Genomic DNA, 24,129 nt, shown 5'->3' with positions numbered 1-24,129 from the left:
TGCTGTTTGTTAATGCCGCCACCAGGAACCGCCGCTTGGCGCGATACACAAAAAAACGCTAGACCACCGGCCCAGCGTTTTTTTGTAAATATTTTGTTAACCTTTGTCTGCCCCAGCAGTAATCCCATTCACATAGAACTTCTGCATGATGATGAACAGCACGGTAATCGGAATTGCGATAATCACACACCCCGCAATGAACTGGGTGAAGTACTGTGTTGAGGTCCCCTTAGTCGCATGCACCATGTTGTACAGACCATACGCAATGGTGTAGTTTTTCGCGTTCCCCGACGACGAAAGGATAATCCCGGAGAAGATGAAGTCGATCCAGGGACCGATAAAGGCCATCAGCGCCGTGTAGACGATAATCGGGCGCGACATCGGTAGACCGATGTGAATGAACGTTTGCCATTCGGTTGCACCATCCATCTCGGCTGCTTCATCAATTGCCATTGGAATGGTATCAAAGAAACCTTTTGCCACGTAAAACCCAAGCCCAGCACCGCCGACATAGACCAGAATCAATCCGAAGAGGTTGAGCATGTTGAAACTCTTCAGAATGTAGTACAAGGCAATCATCGACATGAACCCAGGGAACATCCCCAATACCAGGGCAATCTGGAGAAACGGCTTGCGTAAGCGAAAACGCAGGCGTGAAAGCACGTAGGCAACGCAAATCGTCACCAGCGTTGAGAGCGTCGCCGAAACGACAGAGACGAAAGTGGTATTGAGAATCCAGTTCATAAACGGAAACTGCTTGCTGGTGAAAATTCCGATATAGTTTTGCAAGGTGAACTTGCTGGGAATGATTGTAGAAACAAACCCAGTATCGTTATACGAGAAGCTTGCTAAAACGATCCAGATGATGGGAAAAATCCACACAATCGCCAGAATGACCAGCAAGATGTAACGCATAATCAGCGAGAAACGCCGCTGTGCACGATAAGATTTCATGGCTATCCCTCCTTAAATGCGTTGGTCCGTCGGTAGGCAATCAGTGAGACCGTCGCGCTGATGATGAAGATGAGAATCCCCAAGACGGCGGACGCATTGTACCGCTGCGTTTGCCCGAACACCAAGTTGTACAGCCAGGTTACCAGTAAGTCGGTATCCCCCGCGCCGTTGTAGTTGTTGTTCATTGGGTACCCACCGGTTAACAGGTAAATCACATTAAAGTTATTAATGTTCCCGATGAATTGTTGAATCAAGGCTGGCGCCATGACAAACAAGATTTGCGGGAAAGTAATGGAACGGAAGATCTGGAACGAGTTCGCACCGTCAATCCGGGCTGCCTCAATCTGGTCTTGCGGCAGATTTTGGATGATTGCCGTGGATACCAACATCGAGACCGGCACCCCAATCCACATATTCACGATGATAACCGTGATGCGCGCAACCATCGGATTGGCAGATGCGCTGATGAAGTTAATGGGATGACTAATCCAGCCCCAGTTCATGAGCAGTGTGTTCAGCGGGCCCTGCAGATCCAGGAACTGCGCCATCATGAGCAGTGAAATAAACTGTGGTACGGCGTAGACAATGATAAAAATTGTCCGCCAGAAACCCTTATGCTTAATTCCTTTGGATTCAATGAGCATGGCCAGCAGTACACCGAAGAAGAAGGTGGTTGCCGTCGCACAGACTGCCCAGACAAGCGTCCAACCCAATACTGGGAAGAAGGTGCCGGCTAGATCACCGCTCAATACGTTCTTGAACGCCGCAAAGCCGGTCCAGGAGAACCCAATTGGGTGTTTGGAATCGTAATTAGTGAACGCCATCGAAATCATGTAGATGGTTGGTAACACCGTAAAGGCCACCACACCAATGATGGGTACTGCCAGTAACGTGGCGTACAACTTGCGATCTAGAAGCGCTGCTAAGTCTTCGCCATTTGTCGGCACGTGCTTCCCGTCGCGTTCGAGGACGTACAATTTTCGCACCGAACGCAGATTGGCGATGTACAGACCAATCATTGCGAGAACAAGAATCACGGCTAAAACCCCAAACAGGAGGATGACAACCGAGTTATCCGGCATTTTGGTAATGTAAACGCCCTGCGTGCTATCGTAAACAACACGCTTACTCTTAATGCTCCCCAGCGAGGTCAGCATGCTCAGTGCACTTACCCCACTGAACACAAACCAGATTAGGAAAACAATTTCGGTGATTAAGAACGCTAATCCCTTGACCCATTGTTTGTGCTTTAGTTGTGCCAAGCCCATGAAGATGAAAGAAAGTTTGGTTGCGAGGTTACCGCGCTGCCATACTTCTTTGTACGTCGCCGACTTAGGCCGTCTGCTCTTCCGTTTAAACATTGTGCTTCACCCTCCTCGTGCTACGACTGTCAATCAGCGCGGCATTATCGTAAATAACTACTGGTCAACAACACTAGTTTTTCTGTGAGATTGACTTCTGGAAGCTTGCCAGTTTTGCGCTGTAGTCGCTCGCCTTAATGGAGCCGGTGTAAGAACCGTTGATAAGCGGTGCGGCCAGATTCCAGAATGTTGCCATCTGGGACATCTTTGGCATCAGCACGGACTTGTCAGACTTAGCCATGGTCATAACGGCTTTGGCTGCTTCATCACTGGTGATGGTTGTGCTCTTTTGTGCAGACTTATCAACTGGGATCTGGCCAGATTCCTTGTAAACGGTCAGCTGGGACTGCTTGTTGGTGATGTACTGCGCCAATGTTGCGGCTGCCTTCTGGTTCTTGGTGTCCGTGTGGGAGTTAACAGCAAAAGCTTCAATACCGAGGAAGGCCTTCATCTGCACTGTCTTACCACCAACGGTGATGGTTGGGTATGGTGCGACTGCAAAATTCTTGCCAAGAATCTTCTTGATGTTAGCAGTATTCCAAGGACCGTCGATGGTTGCCGACGCGTTGCCGGACTTCAACTGATTCAGTGCGTTAGAAGTCTGCATCACACCCTTGTTACTCTTCTGCTGTGCAATCCAGGTTAAGGCGTTCACACCCTTCTGGCTGGCAACGTTGGTGCCCTTGAGGGTTTCGCCATTCTTCCCGTATAGCTGAGTGCCAGCAGAGAAGAAGATTGGGTAGAAGACGTACGCGTTAGTAAAGTCAGTCGCAACCGTCCCCTTTGAAGTGAGCGTTTCCCATGACTTAACATCCTGTGCGGAAAGCTTGGACTTGTTGTAGTAAAGTACCTGGGCCTGTTCGGCGAATGGGAACCCATACAACTTGTTCTTCCAGGTGACACCCTTAACGGACGCCTCGGTGTTGTCACTCTTGATGGTCTTAGTTGCCGCTGGGGACAGTGGGTTGATGTATCCCTGATCAGCCATGGAACCTAGCTGGTCATTAGGCACTTCGAAAACATCAGCTGCCTTGGATGGGTCCTTACCTACATCGGTCTTGGCGTTTGCAGAACCGTTAGGACTCTGAGTGACCTTAACCTTCACATCTGGATAGGTTTTATTGAATTTCTTGACGATTGTCTTGTAGTAAGACACCTGAGTGGTGTCTACCCACAGCTTGACGGAACCGCTAACTTTGTCTGAGCTGGAGCTGCTGGAGGAACTCGAACTGCTCCCGCAAGCTGCAAGCAAGGTCATCGCAATAACAGTGCTACTACCAAGTGCAATTTTCTTCCAAATGTTCATAATCTTCTTCTCCTCATATGTCGAATAATGTGTTTTTTCGCTAAACTTCAACAACAAATGCTTCATATGGTCTTAGTACACGTTTCTGCAGGTTCAAATCGCTGTCAGGCTCGTTACCAATGACGAGTTGCTTAGCGGTATCCGGTAAATCAATCGTCGGTGTTTCAGCGGTCATGTTGGCAACAACGAGCCACCGCTGCTGATTCGCCTGGCGGTAGTAGGCCATTACCGTCCGCGGAACGTTAGTAATGTTTGTAAAACTACCGCTCGTGATGATCGGCTCCTCATGCCGGAGCTTGATGAGCTGCCGGTATGTCCGGTACACCGAGTCCGCTTCCCTCAGTGTATTTGTGACATTAATCTGTTTGTAATTAGGATTAACGGCGAGCCAGGGTTGACCAGTACTGAAGCCGGCATTTCGTGTGTCTGTCCACTGCATTGGGGTACGCGCATTGTCACGCCCCTTAACGTTAATTGAATGTAAGATTGCTGATTCCGAATAACCAGCGGCCAGCCGTTCACGATACATGTTGCGACTTTCAATATCACTGACTTCATCGATGGACTTGACGTGGTGATTGGTCATGCCGATTTCCTCGCCCTGATAAATGTAAGGTGTTCCGCGCAACAGGTGTAGCAGGATGGCAAACATCTGGGCACTCTTGACGCGGTACTGACCGTCGTCACCCCAGCGAGAGACAATCCGCGGCAAATCATGATTGTTCCAAAATTGACTATTCCACCCGGCCGTGTAATCAAGTTCAGTCTGCCATTTCACAAGCACTGCCTTCAACGTGGCGTGATCAAGCGGCATTAAATCCCATTTTTCTTTACCCGCTTGCTGGTCGAGTTGCATGGCTTCAAATTGAAAAACCATGGACAACTCATGACGCGCTGGGTCAGAATATTGCTGCGCGATTGCTGGCGTAGCGCCCCAAGTCTCACCCACGGTCATCAGGTCCTGATCACCGATGGTGGCGGCGCGCATCTCCTTCAGGTAGTCATGCAAATGCGGCCCGTTCTCGCGAATTTGCGCATCCGGAATTTTGCCGATGAGATCAATCACATCCATTCGGAAGCCACCGATTCCCTTGGCAATCCAGAAGTTCATCATCTTGTAAACAGCCTGCCGTAGTTCCGGATTTTCCCAATTCAAATCAGGTTGCTGCGCTGCAAAGAGGTGCAAATAATACTGGCCGCTGGCTTTGTCATAGGTCCATGCAGATCCGGAAAACGTTGACTGCATGTCATTTGGCGGATTGCCGTCTCGCCCATCACGCCAGACATAGTAATCACGATATGGATTATCACGGCTACTACGCGCTTGCTTAAACCATTCGTGTTGATCTGATGTGTGATTAACGACCAGATCCATGATAATTCGGATACCGCGCTTACGTGCCTGCATGATCAACTCGTCCATATCGGCCATTGTGCCGTACTGCGGGTCGATAGCTTCGTAGTCCGCGATGTCGTAGCCGTTATCGACGCCGGGCGACTGATACACTGGGCTCAGCCAAATTGCATCAATTCCTAAACCTGCCAAGTAGTCAAGCCGGGAAATAATTCCCGGAATATCACCAATGCCATCCCCGTTGCTATCTTGAAAACTCTTCGGGTAGATCTGGTAAATCACGGCTTTTTGCCACCACTGGGCCATGCAACCACCTCCTTCAGGTGTCATCACCTAACTTGCAGCGACCTCGGCGTTCTCAGCAGCAACTCCGGCTTGCGGCGAATCCTCCACAATTGCGTCTGTGGTGTCCTTATCGAAGAAATGCGCCTTGTTGATATCGAAACCCATTTCAATCGTTTCGCCTGGTTGGTGCAAGTCGCGAGCAGGAATCATCGAGATGAATTCTGTACCGTCCACCTTCATGTACATCTGTAAGGTGGCACCCAACAATTCAGAAACCACAACCTCGGAGGTAACAACGGCATCTGGCCAAGTTTCGCGGAAGGCTTCCTCACTGTGAATGTCTTCAGGGCGAATTCCGAAGATGATGTCCTTGTCGTTATAGCCCTTCTCGTTCAAAATGCTGGCACGGCCGGCCGGCACGCTAAGTACCAAGCCCTTGCCATCACTAATCTGACCATCCTTGTAATGCACTTGGAAAAAGTTCATTGCCGGGGAGCCGATGAAGCCCGCCACGAACTGATTCTTTGGGTGTTGGTAGATTTCTGCAGGGGTTCCAATCTGCTGAATTTTACCAACAGACATGACGACAACGCGGTCGGCCATGGTCATCGCTTCGGTTTGGTCATGGGTCACATAAATGGTCGTGGTCCCCAGCCGCTGGTGCAACTGGGCAATCTCGGCACGCATGGAGATTCGCAGCTTGGCATCCAGGTTCGAGAGTGGTTCATCCATGAGGAAGATTGGGGCGTCCCGGACAATCGCGCGCCCTAGGGCTACACGTTGGCGTTGCCCCCCAGACAGATCGGCCGGCTTGCGCTCGAGAAAATCAGTCAGGCCAAGAATCTCAGCCGCATTCTCTACACGCTGGTCAATCTCGCCCTTCTTGTAATGACGCAACTTGAGCCCAAAAGCCATGTTGTCGTACACACTCATGTGTGGGTACAGCGCGTAGTTCTGGAAAACCATCGCAATGTTGCGATCTTTGGGGGCCACGTCGTTCTTCACATCGTGGTCGATTTCGAGCGTCCCCTTCGTAATGTCTTCAAGGCCCGCAATCATCCGCAGCGTGGTGGACTTCCCACAACCAGACGGTCCGACAAACACAATGAACTCTTTATCCTTGATGTGCAGGTCAAAGTCCATGACCGATGGCGAATCTGCATGCTCATACTGCTTGTACAGGTGGTTCAGATCAATTTCAACCATGACTCATCTCTTCTTTCGTTTGCGTTTGGGTGTCAAACGCTACTTTTATTTTGCTTAGCACGAGCGCACCCGTATCCGGAACATTGTAATCAGCTGCCGCCAGTACATGCACATCCCCAATTCCAACCGCATACTGTCCCGCAGCTTTAATTGCCTGCACCCCAGCGGAGGCGTCTTCAAAGCTGATCACCTCATCTGTCTGCAGTCCGAGGAGCTTCTGCGCCCTGACAAAAATCTCCGGATCGGGTTTTCCATGTTGCAAATCATTCGGATCCACGGTTGCCGTGAAGTAATCCGTAAGCCGTAGCTGGTTCAAAATCACGGGTGCGTTACGCGATGCCGACGCGATTGCCATTGTTAAACCACTCGTCTTTGCATCATCGAGCAGGCGGTGAATGCCAGGCAATACGTCCGCTTCCGTCATCCCAGCGATCAACTTCGTGTACGCGGCGTTTTTCTGTGCGGCAAATGCAGCAAGTTCTTCCTCGCTGTAGCGTCCCACTTGACCTCCGTAATTTAGAATCACCGCTAGTGAATCCATCCGCGAGCGACCGCGCAGGTCATCATTTGCCTCTGGTGGTAATTCAATGCCCAATTGCCGTGCCAATTCGTTCCAGGCTGCGAGGTGAAACCGGGCTGAGTCGGTAATCACGCCGTCTAAATCAAATATCAAGCCTTTGAGCATGCGCTGTCCCCTCCTCAAGCTGAACCTTTTGCCCGTTTACTTCAATCGTCAATGGATCACCCTGAATCAGGGTAAACACCGCTTGCTTACCGACCTGGACGCCGAGAATGCGTCCCCGGTAATTGAGTTTAAATCCGTAGTTCTCCCATTTCCGCGGGAGAAATGGCTTAAAGCGTAAGCCGGCAGCGTCGTAGCGCATCCCAGCAAATCCTTGAACAATGGCGAGCCAGCCACCACTCATCGATGTGATGTGCAGTCCATCGTCGGTGTCATTGTTGTAGTTATCAAGATCCAGGCGGGACGTGCGAGCGTACAATTCAACAGCTTTTTCGTCCTTGCCAAGTTCGGCAGCCAAAATGGCGTGGATGGACGCACTTAGTGAGCTTTCGTGCACAGTTAGCGGTTCGTAAAAGTCAAAGTTAGCTTCCTTTTGTTCCCGCGTAAAACGTTCATTGAGGAAATAAATGCCCTGGAGTACGTCCGCCTGCTTGATAAATGGTGAACGTAGAATACGATCCCAAGACCAGTGTTGGTTGATTGGTCGCTGGTCTGCAGGAATGCTGGCAGCCGGACGGATATCTTTATCCAGGAAGGTGTCATGCTGAACGAAGATACCCAGCTTGTCATCAACTGGTTTGTACATCCGGTCAATGATGTCCTGCCAGTGGGCACGTTCTTCTTCGCCCACTGCCAACTTTGCCAGCACCGCGGCGTTACCATGCGGTAGCCGCTCAAGTGCGTATTCCAGACACCATGACGCCATGGTGTTGGTATACCAGTTGTTGTTGACGTTGTTTTCGTATTCGTTCGGCCCGGTTACACCATGAATCATGTATTGCTGCTTACGGCGGCTGAAATGCACCCGATCAGCCCAGAAACGGGCGATGCCTACTAGCACCTCTAGTCCCGGGCCATTAACGTACGTTTCGTCACCGGTGTATTGTGTGTACTGACGCACCGCGAAGGCGACGGCAGCATTCCGATGTAGCTCTTCAAAGGTGATTTCCCACTCGTTGTGGCACTCAATCCCGTTAAAAGTAACCATAGGGAAGAGGGCGCCGGCGAGACCTTGTTGCCGGGCGTTATGGTATGCACCAGGCAGCTGGTCGTGCCGGTACTGAAGCAGTGCACGTGTGACGTCCGGCGGTGTCACTGCCAGATACATTGGGACGTCATACGCTTCAGTATCCCAGTAGGTTGCACCACCGTATTTTTCACCGGTGAAACCCTTCGGCCCGATGTTCAAACGCTTGTCTTCACCGTAGTAGGTCATGAACATCTGCACGAGACTAAAGCGAATTCCTTGCTGTGCCGCGTCATCACCAGTGATGGTCACGTCGCTTTGGGCCCACCGTTTCTGCCAGACGGACTCGTGCGCATGCAAGTTAGACGCAAAGCTTTGCGTCTGCACGGCTGTCAGAGTCTCGGCGACTGCTGCACGTTGCCGCGCCGGCTCAACGTCCCGGCTAGTGATGACGGCAACGTCCTTTTCAAAGTGCAATGTTTCATCCCGACGTAGATTGAATTCGAAGTGCGCATTCACACATCCAGAAGTAGCACTTTGCGCTCCCTGAGTTGGTACACCGTCGACCCGAATTGTCTGTCCTAGTGCCACCGTGAACCGCGGAACTCCGAACGGATTGGCCTTAGTGGTCATCTGCAAGTAACCAGCGGCCGCGTCCTGCGTATCCGTCACCCAGAAGTGTTCGTCATAGTTGCTATCCTCGTTAACAACCTGACCGTTGATGCCGGCATCGAGTTCGAGTTGCGCGTGCCCACTAAGCAACGTGGCTTCAAGTTCAATCAGTGCGGCTTGCTTAACCGTCGAACTGAGGAAACGGCGGAAGTCAAAACGCACCTCGGCGTCCGCAGTTTCAAGCACGAAACTGCGCTTAAGCAATCCTTGATGCATATCCAGGCTTAACGCAAAGTCACGAAACTGGCTCGTCGCAAGGTCGACCTTGACCCCGTTCACCTTAATACCAATATCGATAAAACTTGGAGCGTTGATCACCTTGCCAAAATACTCGGGATAACCGTTCTTCCACCAGCCAACGCGCGTTTTATCGGGGTACCATGTCCCCCCGATGTAAGTACCCTGCAGATGATCACCAGAGTAACCTTCTTCGAAGTTACCGCGCATCCCCATATAACCGTTGCCAATCGCCGTAATACTTTCTTGTAAGCGTTTATCCGTTTTGCTGAACTCATGGGTCTGAACCAGCCACGGATCAATTTCAAATATTCTCTTCATGTTCTTCTCCGTGGCCAAGGGCCTTGTGCTTACCCTTGGCTTCTTGTTTGCACTCATGAGCTGTGCCCATGGTCGCAGGTTCGCGCCGCACTGGCGCTTGCTACAAGTTCTAGTATTACGGAAAGAAAGCGCTATTTCTAGATTGAAATCTCTGTTACCGCTATCAGAATATCAATACTCAGCAATTACAAAACCGTTTGGTTGCAGTTCACTGGCCGTGAAGCCCTGTTCCAACAAGGCAGTCGCGTCCACCTTGACCGCTGTCTTCGTCGTGTTGAAGTAGGCCTCAATACCGTGGCTACTGCCCCGGCGGACACGAATCAAGCCGGTCGCCGTTAGTTCAAAGTGCGTCGCACCTCGCCCTAAAATCCGGGCGTGACTGCGGCGCATGTGAATCAGTGCTGCGACCCGCTGCCACTGCAATCCGCCAAGTTGCGACCAATCCATCGGTCGCCGGTCGTCTGGATCATTGGCGCCATCCATGCCCATCTCGGTGCCATAATAGATGCACGGAGCTCCAGTCTGTACAAAGACAAAAGCAAGAGTCTGCAAGGCCAGGTCAAAATTATCGCCGGCTAAGGTCAAAATGCGTGCAGTGTCGTGAGAATCCAACATGTTAAGCATCACCTGGTTCGTCTGGTCCCGATATAGCATCAGCTGATCGGCGAGGCGTGCCAGCATTTGCCCAGCACTCTGCTCACCAGTCAGGAAATGGTCCATCACCAATTGCGTGTACGCGTAGTTCATAACGCCCGAGAACTCATCACCATTCAACCATGACTGACTGGAATGCCACACTTCGCCAAGAACGTAAAAGTCTGGTTTGACGGCCGTGACCGCGGTGTAGAACTGTTTCCAGAAATGATGATCCACCTCATTTGCGACATCCAGACGCCAAGCATCAATGTCAAATTCACGAATCCAGTAGGTTGCCACCTCCAGCAAGTACGCCTGCACTTCCGGGTTGGCGGTGTTGAGCTTCGGCATGTGCGGTTCAAACCCAAAGGTATCAAACTGCGGTTCACCTTCGCCCTTGATTGGATCACGGAAGGGCGTCAGTGGGAACTCGTGGATATGGAACCAGTCTGCAAAACGCGACTGTGCACCGTTTCGCAAAACGTCTTGCCACTGCATGGACTCATACCCCATGTGGTTAAACACGGCATCCAGCATGACCTTCATACCACGCCTATGTGCCTCGGTCACAAGATGGGCAAACAAGGCCTTGTCACCAAAAGCTGGATCAATTGCCAAGTAATCAATCGTGTCATACTTGTGGTTTGAGCTTGCAGTGAATACTGGGCAGAAGTATAGCCCGTTCACGCCTAATTCCTGCAAGTCGTCCAAGTGATTCAAGACACCTTGCAAATCGCCGCCGTAAAAATCTTCCCGACCGGGGTGATCTTCTGGCCGCCATGGCTTAGTTCCTGCGGGATCATTGCTACGATCCCCATTTGCAAAACGTTCAGGGAAGATTTGGTACCAGACCGTGTCCTTCACCCATTCTGGGGTTTGTACCATGTCAATGACATGAAAGTACGGAATGCGGAAATAATTCGTCATCGTCAACCGGTTTTCTTCGGTATCGGCCCGCAACCCCCGATCACCAAATACTTCTCGATTTCCGTCCTGATCCATCACTGCAAACAGGTACTGCTCGCGACGGTATGGCCCACCGATTGTTACTTCCCAGTGATCATGTGTTTCACCGGTACTAATTTTGACCATCGGAACGTGGCTGTATGCAAAAGTGGTTTCGCCGCTTGCGTTCGGAATGGTCCAGTACGGATCGCCGTAAATCAATTCAACTGACTGCAAATCATCTTTTGCCGCGTGGAAACGAATCTGCAAATGGTCTGCATCCACGAGGTAGGCGTCTTCGCTTTCTGGACGGTGCTTAAATGCTGCTGAATTCATCTGTTGTTCCTCCATATTTGAAGAGATTGAGATAGCCACCATATTACTTAAACGCTAAGCGCAAGTCCGGCATGTGCCCCCAGAATAATCTGCTGGTCATTCACTGTATAATCACCTGCACTCAGCATAACTTGCGCCGCTGCAGCGGGTAAGGTGATTACCGTCTTCTGGCTACTGAGATTAATGACAACGTAGGCAGTCTGCTGGCCTAGTTGGCGCCGGTAGACATAAGTATCATCACCCGTACTGAGTAGACAGTAGTCACCGTCTTCGAAAAGCGCTTGTTGCTTGAGCTGAATCAATTGCTGGTAAAAACTTAGCATGCTGTGCGGGTCACTGCTCTGCCGCTCAGCACTCGCAGTTTCGTCGCTCCGGCCATCGTTCCAGGGCTTGTGCGTCGAGAATCCATTGTGCGCGGAGTCATCCCACAGCATCGGTCCCCGCGCTGGCATTTTGTGCGTGGCACTTGCCATCGTGAGGGCGTCTGCGGCAGAATAGCCTGCCTTTTGTGCCGTCTCCACAAAATCGTCTACGCTACCATCTGCAAAAGGCGCAACGGTATCATAGTGCAGGTTTTCCATGCCCAACTCTTCGCCATAATAAATAATCGGGGTTCCTTGCTGCAAATACATCAACATTGCCAGACTGGCAGCTGCAACTGGCGTGTGGGCAACGCGGGTCATCACTCGCGCCATATCATGGTTACCCCAATATAGAATTGGTCGTGACACACCACTAAGGGTTTGTTGCCACGTCACCTGTGTTTTCTTGAATTCCGGCCAGTCGATTGATGCTGGTTGTAAGTTGGTCGCAATTGCGCTGTCAATTCCTGTGTTTGTGGTTGGAAAGTAGCGGAAAGTGATTACTGAATCCATCAGGTGTGCCTCCGGACTAGTGTAGTCAACAGCCAAGTTAACGTTAGCGCTGGCCGCCTCCCCTAGCAGAAAAACGTCCGGATAATCGGCACGTATGCGCTGGCTGAACGGACGCAACCAGCTTTGTACTTGCGGTAAATTGGCGTAGAACGGCTCCGCAAGCACCGGTTGTGAATTGTCAGCAGTTGTCGGAAAGTCCTGATCAAGATTTGCCTTCGCGATGTGAATGAAAGCATCAATTCGCAATCCATCAACACCACGCCCAAGCCAGAAACGGGCAACGTCTTCCATCGACAAACGTACCTCCGGATTAGCCCAGTTTAAGTCCGGCATGTGTTTGTCGAAAAGGTGGAAATATGATTCTCCCGTTCCCGATGGATCCGGTTCCCATACTGAGCCACCAAAAAAACTTCCCCAGTTGTTCGGCCGCCGGTTGTCATGTCCCTTAAAAATATAGTAGTCACGATACAAGCCGTCCGGATTTGCCAAAGCATCCTTGAACCATGGGTGTTGGTCTGACGTGTGATTAAGCACAAAATCGAGAATGAGGTGAATTCCCGCTGCGTGCAATTCCTTAATCAGGCTATCCATTTCTGCCATTGTGCCAATTTGCTCATCAATCGCGTAGTAATTCGCCACATCATAACCGTTATCAACTTGCGGCGACACGAAAATGGGGTTAAGCCACACGGCGTTAATTCCCAACTTTTGTAAATAGGGAATCCGTTGCCGAATCCCATTAAGGTCGCCAATCCCATCCCCATTGCTATCTTGAAAAGACTTCGGATATACCTGATAAATAATTGCGTGATCATACCATGAACTCATAGGCTGATTCCCCCTCTAAACACAAATCTATCTGATTACGCCGACGCCCACAATTATTTAATGCTTGTTACCGATAACAGAATACAGAATCTTCGTTCGTCAGTAGGTTATTCAAACGTTTAAGTGGTCGTTCCAAAGGACAAGCACCCGCCGCCTGCGCACACAAAAAGGCGTAGCCATAATGGCTACGCCTTTTTGCTTAAGGACAGTGTTTACTTGTCGCTGTTTTCGTCCTTATCGGCCATCTTCTGTTCAATGTCAGAGATGGAGTAGACGTTGTCGGACATTGCGCCGACGGTCTTTGGTTCCATGTGGCGGTATGTTGCCATACCAGTACCAGCAGGAATGATCTTCCCGATAATAACGTTTTCCTTGAGACCGAGCAGTGGGTCGTTCTTGCCGCGAATGGAAGCATCCGTGAGGACACGGGTGGTTTCCTGGAATGATGCGGCGGAAAGGAAACTGTTGGTTTCAAGAGAAGCCTTGGTAATCCCGAGGAGAACCGGACGACTCGTGGCAGGAATCCCACCACCAATGAGGGTCTTACGGTTCTGTTCAGTGAAGTCACCGATATCCAGAAGTGTCCCTGGCAAAATGTCAGTGTCACCTGGGTCCATGACGCGCACCTTCCGAAGCATCTGGCGAACCATTACTTCGATATGCTTGTCACCGATTTCGATACCTTGCATACGGTAAACCTTTTGCACTTCACCAAGCAGGTAGTTTTCGGTATCCATCACGTCGGTAACCTTGATGAGTTCCTTAGGATCGATGGAACCACCAGTCAGACGGGAACCACGCTTGATGTGGTCACCTTCAGCAACTGCCACACTAGATGCGTATGGCACACTGTAGGAGCGTTCATCATTGACACCCTTAACGGTGATTTCACGCGTGTGTTCTGCCGGGTTCTCTTCGATACCGGTGATTTCACCAGTAACTTCGGTAATAACGGCAAGCCCCTTAGGATTACGTGCTTCAAAGATTTCCTGGACACGAGGAAGACCTTGCGTGATATCGTCACCACCCGCAACACCACCAGTATGGAAGTTACGCATGGTCAGCTGAGTACCAGGTTCACCGATAGACTGAGCGGCGATAGTCCCAACGGCTTCACCAACTTCGACCTGCTGGCCGGTAGCCAGGTTACGGCCGTAGCACTTCTGGCAAACACCGTGACGGGTGTTACATGTGAAGACAGAACGAATCGTAACGGATTCAACACCGGCATCAATAATTGCCTGGTCAATGTCTTCATCAATCATCTGGTTCTTACCAATGATCTCTTCACCGGTCTGTGGGTCAATGACGGACTTCTGGGTGTAACGGCCGAGCAAACGGTCGTACAGAGGTTCAATCATTTCGTTTCCTTCACGAATGGCGGAAACAACCAGGCCGCGGTCGGTGCCACAGTCTTCTTCACGGACAATAACGTCCTGCGCAACATCAACCAAACGACGGGTCAGGTAACCTGAGTCAGCGGTCTTCAGCGCGGTATCGGTCATCCCCTTACGGGCACCGTGAGTACTCATAAACATTTCCAGAACGGACAGGCCTTCACGGAAGTTCGAGGTAACAGGAACTTCCATCATCCCACCGTTAGGCGCAGCCATCAGACCACGCATCCCGGCGAGTTGCGTAAAGTTAGAAATGTTACCACGGGCACCGGAGTCACTCATCATGGAAATTGGGTTCTTCGGGTCAAAGTTGTCGACCAGCTTCTGCTGGATTTCGTCCTTGGCCTTGTTCCAAATGCTGATAACACGTTCGTGACGTTCGTCGTCGGTGATAAGACCACGACGGAACTGCTTGGAGACTGTTGCCACCTGCTTGTGGGCATCGTCAACAATCTGCTGCTTTTCAGGAACGTGAGGCACGTCGGCAACCCCAACGGTCAGACCGGAGTTCGTTGCCTGGGTGTAACCCAGCGTCTTCATGTCATCCAGCAGGTCGGAAGTGCGCTGAACCTTGTAGGTCTTGAACACTTCGTCAATGATGTCAGACAGGAAGCCCTTCTTGAATGGGTTGATGAGTTCAGCAGTTTCGAGGAAGTCGTGAATGTCTTCACCCTTCTTCAGGAACCACTTGTCATCGACACCATTCTGGATGTTGTCGATGGTTGGTTCGTTCAAGTATGGCAGGCCGGAAGGCATAATCTGGTTAAAGATAACCTTACCAACACTAGTTACCATAATCTTGGAGCGCTGTTCATCGGTAAATGGCTTTTCAGGCATAGAGGAGACAGCCAAACCAATCCGGGTGTGCAGGTGCACATCACCGTTCTGGTGAGCCATAACAACTTCGGCTGCATCCTTGAAGATCATGCCTTCACCAACACGGCCATTTTCTTCCATCGTCAGGTAGTAGTTACCAAGAACGATATCTTGGGATGGCGTAACGATAGGCTTACCATCCTTAGGAGTCAAAATGTGGTGTGCAGCGAGCATGAGCAGACGTGCTTCAGCCTGCGCTTCGTCAGACAGTGGCACGTGGATAGCCATTTGGTCACCGTCAAAGTCAGCGTTGTAAGCTTCACACACGATTGGGTGCAGACGCATCGCCTTACCATCAACGAGGACAGGTTCGAACGCCTGGATACCAAGACGGTGCAGGGTAGGTGCTCGGTTCAGAAGAACTGGGCGTTCCTTGATAACGTCTTCCAGAACATCCCAGATGTCGTCATCCTGACGGTCAATTTTGCGGCGGGCGTTCTTGATGTTGCTGGCCATGTCGCGTTCAACCAATTCGTGCATGACGAATGGCTTGAACAGCTCCAGTGCCATTTCACGTGGCAAACCACACTGATAGAACTTCAGTGTAGGACCAACGTCAATGACGGAACGGCCAGAGTAGTCAACACGCTTACCAAGCAGGTTCTGACGGAAACGACCCTGCTTACCCTTGAGCATGTGGGAAAGGCTCTTGAGGGGACGGTTACCAGGACCGGTCACAGGACGGCCACGACGACCGTTATCAATCAGTGCATCGACAGCTTCCTGCAGCATGCGCTTTTCATTCTGAACAATTATGCTTGGTGCGTTCAGGTCAAGCAGACGCTTGAGACGGTTGTTACGGTTGATGACACGACGGTACAGGTCATTCAGGTCGGACGTTGCGAAGCGGCCACCTTCGAGCTGAACCATTGGCCGCAAGTCTGGTGGAATAACCGGAATCGTGTCCATAACCATCCAGGAAGGCTTGTTCCCAGACTTGTAGAACGCGTCGATAATGTCCAGACGGCGGATGGCACGGGTACGCTTCTGGCCCTGAGCGGACTTCAGGTCTTCCTTGAGTTCCTTGACTTCGGATTCGAGGTCAACGTCATCGAGGAGTTCCTTAATCGCTTCAGCACCCATTTTGGCGTTAAAGCCCTGACCGTATTCGTCCCGCTTTTCACGGTATTCGCGTTCGGTCAAAAGCTGCTTCTTAGCCAGCGGAGTGTCACCAGGATCGATAACGACGTAAGAGGCGAAGTAGATAACTTCTTCCAGGGAGCGTGGGGACATGTCAAGCACGAGACCCATGCGGCTAGGAATACCCTTGAAGTACCAGATGTGGGATACAGGAGCGGCAAGCTCAATGTGACCCATGCGTTCACGGCGAACCTTAGAACGGGTAACTTCAACACCACAACGGTCACAAACGATACCCTTGTAGCGAATCCGCTTGTACTTACCACAAGCACATTCCCAGTCCTTAGTTGGGCCAAAAATCCGTTCATCAAACAACCCGTCGCGCTCTGGCTTCAGAGTACGGTAGTTGATGGTTTCAGGCTTCTTAACCTCCCCGTAAGACCAGCTACGGATTTTGTCTGGGGAAGCCAGACCAATCTGCATGCTTTCAAACTTGTTGACGTCTATCACAGGGTAACCTCCTATTCTTTATCTTGTTTTGGGCTGTCGGAAGCGGCGGCGTTGGCTGCTGCATCCTTGGCTTTCTTCTCTTCTTGTTCTGCGGCGAACTTAGCAAGGGCGTCGACGCTAACAACCTCGTCGTCCTCATCATCCATATCGCGCAGTTCAATTTCGTTCTTAGCGGCGTCCAGAACCTTCATGTCCAGACCAAGTGCCTGCAGTTCCTTCACAAGAACGCGGAAACTTTCTGGCACACCAGGCTTAGGAATAGGATCGCCCTTCACGATGGCTTCATACGTCTTAACACGCCCAACAACGTCATCAGACTTGTAGGTCAGGATTTCCTGCAAGGTGTAAGCGGCACCGTAAGCTTCAAGGGCCCAAACTTCCATTTCCCCGAAACGTTGGCCACCAAACTGAGCTTTACCACCCAGTGGCTGCTGCGTAACAAGAGAGTAAGGTCCAATGGAACGAGCGTGCAGCTTGTCGGCGGACATGTGCGAAAGCTTCATGTAGTACATGACACCAACGGAGACACGAGTTTCAAAAGGTTCACCAGTGCGACCATCGTAGAGGATGTACTTACCATCTGATGGCATGCCGGCTTCCTTAACGGTGTTCCAGAGGTCATCTTCACGTGCACCATCAAAGACTGGTGTGGCAACGTGAATGCCCAACTTACGTGCGGCCATCCCCAGGTGCAATTCGAGCACTTGCCCGATGTTCATACGGGATGGCACACCCATTGGTGACAGGCAGATGTCAACTGGTGTACCGTCTGGCAGGTATGGCATGTCTTCTTCAGGAACCACGATTGAAACGGTACCCTTGTTACCATGACGACCGGCCATCTTGTCACCGACAGAAATCTTCCGCTTCTGGGTGAGGTAGACACGAACCATCATGTTAACACCAGGAGACAGTTCGTCGCCGGCTTCACGAGTGAAGATCTTGACGTCCTGAACGATACCACCACCACCATGAGGAACACGGAGGGAAGTATCACGGACTTCGCGGGCCTTTTCACCGAAGATAGCGTGCAGGAGACGTTCTTCAGCGGACAGTTCGGTTACACCCTTAGGCGTTACCTTACCCACCAAAATGTCACCGTCATGAACTTCGGCACCAATCCGGACAATCCCGTATTCGTCGAGGTCCTTGAGTGCGTCATCCCCAACGTTAGGAATTTCGCGGGTGATCTCTTCAGGTCCAAGCTTGGTATCACGTGCTTCGGATTCCAGCTCTTCAATGTGAATTGAAGTGTAGGCATCTTCACGAACCAGTTTTTCGGAGAGCACAATCGCATCTTCATAGTTGTACATGTTCCAAGTCATGAACGCGATAACTGGGTTCTGACCAAGAGCAAGTTCACCGTTGTCCATTGCAGGACCGTCGGCAATCAGTTCACCAACATCAACCTTGTCGCCGAGGCGCACGATTGGTGTCTGGTTGTAGTTCTTACCAGCGTTACTACGACGGAACTTCATCAGCTTGTAGACATCTTCGGCACCGTCTTCACGACGAACCTTGATTGTCTTCGCATCAACGTAGGTCACGGTCCCGGCAAACTTAGCCTGGATAGCGGTACCTGAGTCATGCGCAGCCTTGTATTCCATCCCGGTACCAACGAGTGGTGCGTGTGGCTTGATCAGAGGAACAGCCTGACGCTGCATGTTGGCACCCATGAGGGCACGGTTGGAGTCATCGTTTTCCAGGAAAGGAATGCAGGCGGTAGCGACAGCAACTACCTGCTTAGGCGAAACGTCCATGTAGTCAACCTTTTCGGGGCTAACTTCGATGTTGTCATCCTTGTGCCGGGCAAGAACAGTGGCTTCTTCAAAAGTCCCGTCGTCCAGCAGTGGGGAGTTCGCTTGCGCAACGATGTAGTTATCTTCTTCGTCAGCGGTCAGGTAATCGATCTTGTCGGTAACCTTGTGGTCTTCCCAGCTTACACGACGGTAAGGGGTTTCGATGAAACCGTATGGGTTAACAACGGCGTAGCTCGCAAGGGAGTTAATCAAACCGATGTTAGGACCTTCTGGCGTTTCGATAGGACACATACGACCGTAATGGGTGTAGTGCACGTCTCGAACTTCATAACCAGCACGGTCACGAGTCAAACCACCAGGTCCAAGGGCGGAGAGACGACGCTTGTGCGTCAGTTCCCCGAGTGGGTTGGTCTGGTCCATGAATTGTGACAGCTGGGATGAACCGAAGAATTCCTTAACGGAAGCAACAACCGGCCGAATGTTAATCAGCTGCTGTGGTGTCACGGTCGAAACGTCCTGAATGGACATCCGTTCGCGAACCACACGTTCCATCCGGGAAAGCCCAATCCGGAACTGGTTCTGCAGGAGTTCACCAACGGAACGAATCCGGCGGTTACCCAAGTGGTCAATGTCATCGGTAGTGCCAAGTCCTTCCTGAAGGTTCAGGAAGTAGTTCATTGCTGCCAAAATGTCGGCAGGTGTGAGGTGCTTGGTCTTTTCATCGATGTGGCCGTTGCCAATCAGGTTGATTTCCTTATCAGGAGTTTCCTGAGAGTAAACCTTGATGATCTGCAGGTCGACTGGGTCCTGGAGAACACCATCAGCGTTAGGCTGCATGGTGACCATCTTGAAGTCTTCACGGTCCAGGTATGGCGCAAGCGTGTCCATCACCTGACGGTTGATCTTCTCGCCCTTGTTCACAATGACTTCCCCAGTATCTGGGTCAGCCAAAGTTTCAGCCAGGGTCTGGTTCAGAAGACGGGTCTTCAAAGACAGCTTCTTGTTGATCTTGTAGCGACCAACCTTTGCCAGGTCGTAGCGCTTTGGATCGAAGAAACGCGCGTACAGCAGTGAACGACTGGAGTCCGCGGTCTTTGGTTCACCTGGGCGAAGACGTTCGTAGATGTCCTTCAAGGCTTCGTCGGTACGGGAATCGTCCGTGTTCTTGTGCACGTCCTTTTCCAGCGTCAGCATCAGGGAGTCATTGTCACCAAACATGTTGATGATATCCTGGTCGCTGCCAAAACCAAGTGCGCGCACCAGTTCCGTCATTGGAATCTTACGGGTCCGGTCAATCCGGACGTAAGAGATGTCCTTGGCGTCGGTTTCGTATTCAAGCCAGGCACCCCGGTTAGGGATGACCGTAGTCCCCCAAGTGGTGCGGCTGTTCTTGTCGATCGCGCTGTTGTAGTAAACACCAGGTGAACGCACAAGCTGAGAAACAATAACACGTTCTGCCCCGTTGATAATGAAGGTACCTTGTTCAGTCATCAATGGGAAGTCACCAAAGAACACGTCCTGGGACTTGATTTCCCCAGTTTCGTGGTTAGTGAGACGCAGTGTTACGTGCAACGGTGCGGAGTAGTTCGCGTCGTGTTGGCGCGCCTCTTCCACCGTGTACTTAGGTTCAAGAAGCTGGTAGTCGACGAATTCCAGACTCAGGTTACCCTGGAAGTCAGAAATTGGCATGATGTCGTCGAACATTTCCCGCAGTCCTTCATCCAAGAACCACTGGTAAGAATTGCTCTGAATCTCGATCAGGTTAGGAAGATCCAGAACCTCCTTGATGCGGGAGTAGGAACGTCGTGTGCGGTGCTTACCGTAGTTGACTAAGTGTCCTGCCAAGTTATTCACCCCTCTAGTAAATTTGCAGTTAACAATTAAATAGTAGTGCTAACCATGTATGTTACGGTTTGATTACAAAACGAGATTTTCACCTATTTTAGGCAAAAAAAAACCAAAAGTAGCACTTCACATGCTGCTACTTTTGACTTCTCTCCGTACACCCCGTGGACAATAGATCACTGGGCGTACCTGCCGTAACGATACATAACTGTTTGTAAGTATAGCAGTGGTATTTCTCACTGTCAACCGCACTCGCTATAGTGACTGACCGTGATTATACCGACGTCTGCACTTACACCTGTTAACGAAGGCAAAAGCAGACCGCCTATCCGGCAGATCTGCTTTTAAGCCCTACTTAGCACTAGTTGCGAGTTCCTTACTTGGCGTTTCAGCCTCCGCGTCCTTGGTGTTGAAGGTAATTTTACCCTTCTTGGCACCAATGACGATTGTGGCCCCGGCGTGGGCAGTTCCGGCCAGGAGCAATTCGCTGAGCGGATCTTCAACATCCCGCTGCAGTGCCCGGCGCAGTGGCCGTGCCCCGTACTCAGGATCATAACCCGCCTTGGCGACTGCATCAATGGCAGCCGGCGTCATCCGCACCTGCATCCCCTGCTCACGCACCCGGTCGAGGAGATCCTTAGCCATGATTTTGACGATGCTGTGCAGCTCTGGCTTACCCAGACTGTGGAAGACAAGTGTTTCGTCAATCCGGTTCAGGAATTCAGGCCGGAAGTAGCGCTTGGTGGCCCCCATAATCCGTGCCTTGAGTGCCGCGTAGTCATCGGCTGCGTTGCTGGCGCCAAAACCAACGCTCTTCTCCTGCTCGGCGGCGTTCGCCCCTAGGTTAGAGGTCATAATGAGGATGGTGTTGCGGAAGTCAACCTGCCGCCCCTTTGCGTCGCGCAGGTAACCATCATCTAGTACCTGCAGCAACAGATTAAAGACATCAGGGTGCGCCTTTTCCACTTCATCTAAGAGAACAACGGAGTATGGCTTGTTGCGCACCTTCTCGGTCAGCTGACCGCCCTCTTCGTAACCGACATAACCAGGTGCAGCCCCGACGAGGCGGCTAGTACTGAATTTCTCCATGTACTCGGACATGTCAACCCGAATCATCGCGTCATCACTGCCGAACATCGCGTTCGCAAGTGCCTTGGCCAGCTCCGTCTTCCCGACACCAGTTGGGCCCAAGAAGAGAAAGCTCCCAATTGGCCGGTTCGGTGCCTTCAAGCCGCTACGGGCACGGCGAATGGCACGGGCCACAGCGGTGGTCGCCTCATCCTGACCCACAACGCGCTTGTGCAGTTCCTTTTCGAGGTTCAGCAGCCGTTCGCTTTCCTTCTTGGTCATCTGCTGAACGGGAACGCCGGTCCACTGGGCAACTACTTCGGCGACGTCCTCATCGCTAACAACAATGTCCTTGCGAATTTTGCTGTCGTCGCCGTCGTCCAGTGCTTCGATCTTGCCGCGCAGCTTCTGCTCTTTCTCGCGGATACTTGCTGCCTGCTCGAAGTCTTGGGCCGTAATTGCGGCATCCTTGGCCTCGGTAAGATCGTGCAACTGCTTTTCCAGTTTATCAAGACGGGTTGGCCGGTCGGCACTATCTAAGCGCACCTTCGCCGCAGATTCATCAATCAGATCAATCGCCTTATCTGGCAAAAAGCGGGTTGTGATGTAACGACTCGACAATTCCACCGCCGCGTGGAGCGCAGCATCACTAATGGTAATACCATGGTGTTCCTCGTAGCGTGGTCGCAGCCCGCGCAGAATTTCTTCAGCTTCCTGCTGACTTGGTTCGTTCACCTGCACGGTCGCAAAACGCCGTTCCAAGGCCGCATCCTTTTCAATGTACTTCTGATACTCATCAAGGGTGGTGGCCCCAATCATTTGCAGTTCACCGCGAGCCAGGGCGGGCTTCAAAATGTTAGAGGCATCAATCGCGCCTTCAGCACCACCGGCACCGATAAGGGTGTGCAGTTCATCGATGAACAAAATAACCTGCCCATTCTTGTAGATTTCTTCAATCACCTTGTTCAAGCGGTCTTCGAACTCACCACGGTATTTAGTGCCGGCAACTAACGCCCCCATGTCGAGCATCATCACCCGCTTGGTCCGCATTTCCAGTGGTACCTGTCCGGCAACAATCCGCTCTGCAAAACCTTCTGCAATGGCGGTTTTACCAACCCCAGGTTCACCAATCAGAACCGGATTGTTCTTCGTCCGGCGTGCAAGAATCTGCACGAGCCGCCGGACCTCCTTATCGCGACCAACAACGGGGTCAATTTGACCATCACGAGCCAGTTGCGTCAGGTCACGCGCCAAACCATCAAGGGTGGGCGTTGGCGCATTGCTTGTCGTCTGTCGCTTCTTGTTCTTGCTGCCAGCAATCAGTGCGTCGCTAACGCCTAGCTTCTTGAGAATCAGCTGCCGTAATTTTTTGCCGGTCAAGTTAAAGCTATTATTCAAAATCCGGCTGGCAATGCTCTCTTCGTCAGTCAACAGACTGAGCAGAATGTGCTCGGTGCCAATTTTGCTGGCGCCCAGACGCTTGGCCTCATCGCCCGCACCAGCCAGGACTTCTTTGCCCTTCGGCGAGTATGGCAGGTAGGCATCCGAGCCAGTCGCACTGTCAGGCAAGGCGCCATAGCCAGTGTAAGTTTCGACGTCATCATGCACCAGTTCGTCCGTAACACCTAACTGACGCAGAGTTTTCCCAGCAATGCCCTCTGTTTCCATGGTCATCGCAAGGAGGAGGTGCTCCGTGCTCACCGCGTGATGGTGAAAAATCCGCGCCTGTTTCTGAGCAATAATCAAAACATTCTTGGCACTCGTGGTAAATAGGTTATCCATAGGCAACCTCCCATATGTGGTTTGTATATTCAGTAAGTAACAATTTATTCGTAGCGCAAGCTATCCAAAAATGATAAGAACAGTCGCGCGCGCAACATTTCCTCGAGACGCGAATCCGCCACGGCGAGGGTGTGGTGACTCATGGCCGCCAGCATTGCGTTACCCGTTTCTTGGCTAATCACACCGGCGTCAAACAGCTGCTGGGTCATCGCCTGCGCGTCCCGAACTCGCAGACGTGCGGGTACGTTCGCCCGCATGACGGCCAGTGAAGTCTGATCATCACGCAGGTGTGTCTTGACGATGCGGATATAACCACCACCGCCCCGCTTGCTCTCCACGACGTACCCCCGTTGCGGCGTGAAGCGTGTCTTAATGACATAGTTGATTTGTGACGGTACACAGTTGAACCGATCCGCAATTTCCGCGCGGCGAATTTCAATCTGTTCCTGTTGCGCCAAAATCGCCTTCAAATATGATTCAATTGTGTCCGACATGTTTTGCGATTGCACAATCCACCCTCCTCTTTGACTAATTTTGACTTTCATTATACATTCTTTCATCGCAAATGCCAAAGATACAGCTGCGAAGACACAAAAAAATCATCCCGGAGGATGATTACTTTGATCGGGAAAACAAGATTTGAACTTGCGACCCCCACGTCCCGAACGTGGTGCTCTACCAAGCTGAGCTATTTCCCGATTGTATTAAAAAAGCGGAAGACGGGATTCGAACCCGCGACCCCCACCATGGCAAGGTGATGTTCTACCACTGAACTACTTCCGCATT

General features: G+C 51.4%; 13 protein-coding genes and 2 tRNA genes. All 15 read right to left on the bottom strand.

Annotation, left to right across the window (positions count from 1 at the left end; genetic code table 11):
- Positions 1-96: 96 nt before the first annotated feature.
- The 15 genes from EKM97_RS03855 to EKM97_RS03785 all read right to left on the bottom strand — a co-directional run bounded on the left by EKM97_RS03855 (position 97) and on the right by EKM97_RS03785 (position 24,126).
- Positions 97-954, bottom strand: coding sequence for a sugar ABC transporter permease (locus tag EKM97_RS03855; protein ID WP_125570966.1), 858 nt, complete (start codon positions 952-954; stop codon positions 97-99).
- Between the two features lie 2 nt (positions 955-956).
- Positions 957-2,315 (bottom strand): carbohydrate ABC transporter permease, encoded by a 1,359-nt coding sequence (locus tag EKM97_RS03850; protein ID WP_125570965.1) that lies wholly within the window; start codon positions 2,313-2,315, stop codon positions 957-959.
- 73 nt (positions 2,316-2,388) lie between these two features.
- The gene (locus EKM97_RS03845) at positions 2,389-3,621 is read right to left on the bottom strand and encodes an extracellular solute-binding protein (RefSeq protein WP_125570964.1); all 1,233 of its coding nucleotides are present in this window, start codon (positions 3,619-3,621) and stop codon (positions 2,389-2,391) included.
- Between the two features lie 40 nt (positions 3,622-3,661).
- Positions 3,662-5,281 carry a glycoside hydrolase family 13 protein gene (locus tag EKM97_RS03840; RefSeq protein WP_125570963.1) on the bottom strand — a complete coding sequence of 540 codons (1,620 nt, stop codon included), beginning with the start codon at positions 5,279-5,281 and terminating at the stop codon, positions 3,662-3,664.
- A gap of 27 nt (positions 5,282-5,308) precedes the next feature.
- Entirely contained in the window at positions 5,309-6,466 is a 1,158-nt protein-coding gene (locus EKM97_RS03835; RefSeq protein ID WP_125570962.1) for an ABC transporter ATP-binding protein, read from the bottom strand.
- A complete protein-coding gene (gene pgmB / locus EKM97_RS03830; RefSeq protein WP_125570961.1) occupies positions 6,459-7,151 on the bottom strand; it encodes a beta-phosphoglucomutase in 693 nt (230 codons plus the stop codon). The genes EKM97_RS03835 and pgmB overlap by 8 nt, the downstream gene beginning before the upstream one ends.
- Positions 7,129-9,405 (bottom strand): glycoside hydrolase family 65 protein, encoded by a 2,277-nt coding sequence (locus tag EKM97_RS03825; RefSeq protein WP_125570960.1) that lies wholly within the window; start codon positions 9,403-9,405, stop codon positions 7,129-7,131. Before EKM97_RS03825 ends, pgmB begins: the two co-directional genes overlap by 23 nt.
- A 171-nt stretch (positions 9,406-9,576) precedes the next feature.
- Entirely contained in the window at positions 9,577-11,322 is a 1,746-nt protein-coding gene (locus EKM97_RS03820) for a glycoside hydrolase family 13 protein (protein WP_125570959.1), read from the bottom strand.
- A gap of 47 nt (positions 11,323-11,369) precedes the next feature.
- Entirely contained in the window at positions 11,370-13,025 is a 1,656-nt protein-coding gene (locus EKM97_RS03815) for a glycoside hydrolase family 13 protein (protein ID WP_125570958.1), read from the bottom strand.
- Positions 13,026-13,237: 212 nt separating this feature from the next.
- Positions 13,238-16,888, bottom strand: coding sequence for a DNA-directed RNA polymerase subunit beta' (gene rpoC / locus EKM97_RS03810; RefSeq protein ID WP_125570957.1), 3,651 nt, complete (start codon positions 16,886-16,888; stop codon positions 13,238-13,240).
- Positions 16,889-16,899: 11 nt separating this feature from the next.
- The gene (gene rpoB, locus EKM97_RS03805; RefSeq protein ID WP_125570956.1) at positions 16,900-20,493 is read right to left on the bottom strand and encodes a DNA-directed RNA polymerase subunit beta; all 3,594 of its coding nucleotides are present in this window, start codon (positions 20,491-20,493) and stop codon (positions 16,900-16,902) included.
- Between the two features lie 351 nt (positions 20,494-20,844).
- Positions 20,845-23,343, bottom strand: coding sequence for an ATP-dependent Clp protease ATP-binding subunit (locus EKM97_RS03800; protein ID WP_125570955.1), 2,499 nt, complete (start codon positions 23,341-23,343; stop codon positions 20,845-20,847).
- Between the two features lie 44 nt (positions 23,344-23,387).
- Complete coding sequence (locus EKM97_RS03795; RefSeq protein ID WP_164507429.1) at positions 23,388-23,852, bottom strand: CtsR family transcriptional regulator; 465 nt, start codon at positions 23,850-23,852, stop codon at positions 23,388-23,390.
- 115 nt (positions 23,853-23,967) lie between these two features.
- Positions 23,968-24,041, bottom strand: a tRNA-Pro gene (locus tag EKM97_RS03790).
- A 13-nt stretch (positions 24,042-24,054) separates the two neighbouring features.
- A tRNA-Gly gene (locus EKM97_RS03785) sits at positions 24,055-24,126 on the bottom strand.
- Between the last annotated feature and the right edge of the window lie 3 nt (positions 24,127-24,129).

It is taken from the genome of Lacticaseibacillus songhuajiangensis, from assembly GCF_003946025.1.
GTDB classification, from domain to species: domain Bacteria; phylum Bacillota; class Bacilli; order Lactobacillales; family Lactobacillaceae; genus Lacticaseibacillus; species Lacticaseibacillus songhuajiangensis.
This window is presented reverse-complemented; position numbering and strand designations above follow the sequence as displayed.

Coding starts and splice junctions, on each gene's coding strand:
- EKM97_RS03855 (WP_125570966.1), bottom strand. CDS start 954: ATGAAATCTTATCGTGCACAGCGGCGTTTCTCGCTGATTATGCGTTAC.
- EKM97_RS03850 (WP_125570965.1), bottom strand. CDS start 2,315: ATGTTTAAACGGAAGAGCAGACGGCCTAAGTCGGCGACGTACAAAGAA.
- EKM97_RS03845 (WP_125570964.1), bottom strand. CDS start 3,621: ATGAACATTTGGAAGAAAATTGCACTTGGTAGTAGCACTGTTATTGCG.
- EKM97_RS03840 (WP_125570963.1), bottom strand. CDS start 5,281: ATGGCCCAGTGGTGGCAAAAAGCCGTGATTTACCAGATCTACCCGAAG.
- EKM97_RS03835 (WP_125570962.1), bottom strand. CDS start 6,466: ATGGTTGAAATTGATCTGAACCACCTGTACAAGCAGTATGAGCATGCA.
- pgmB (WP_125570961.1), bottom strand. CDS start 7,151: ATGCTCAAAGGCTTGATATTTGATTTAGACGGCGTGATTACCGACTCA.
- EKM97_RS03825 (WP_125570960.1), bottom strand. CDS start 9,405: ATGAAGAGAATATTTGAAATTGATCCGTGGCTGGTTCAGACCCATGAG.
- EKM97_RS03820 (WP_125570959.1), bottom strand. CDS start 11,322: ATGAATTCAGCAGCATTTAAGCACCGTCCAGAAAGCGAAGACGCCTAC.
- EKM97_RS03815 (WP_125570958.1), bottom strand. CDS start 13,025: ATGAGTTCATGGTATGATCACGCAATTATTTATCAGGTATATCCGAAG.
- EKM97_RS03800 (WP_125570955.1), bottom strand. CDS start 23,343: ATGGATAACCTATTTACCACGAGTGCCAAGAATGTTTTGATTATTGCT.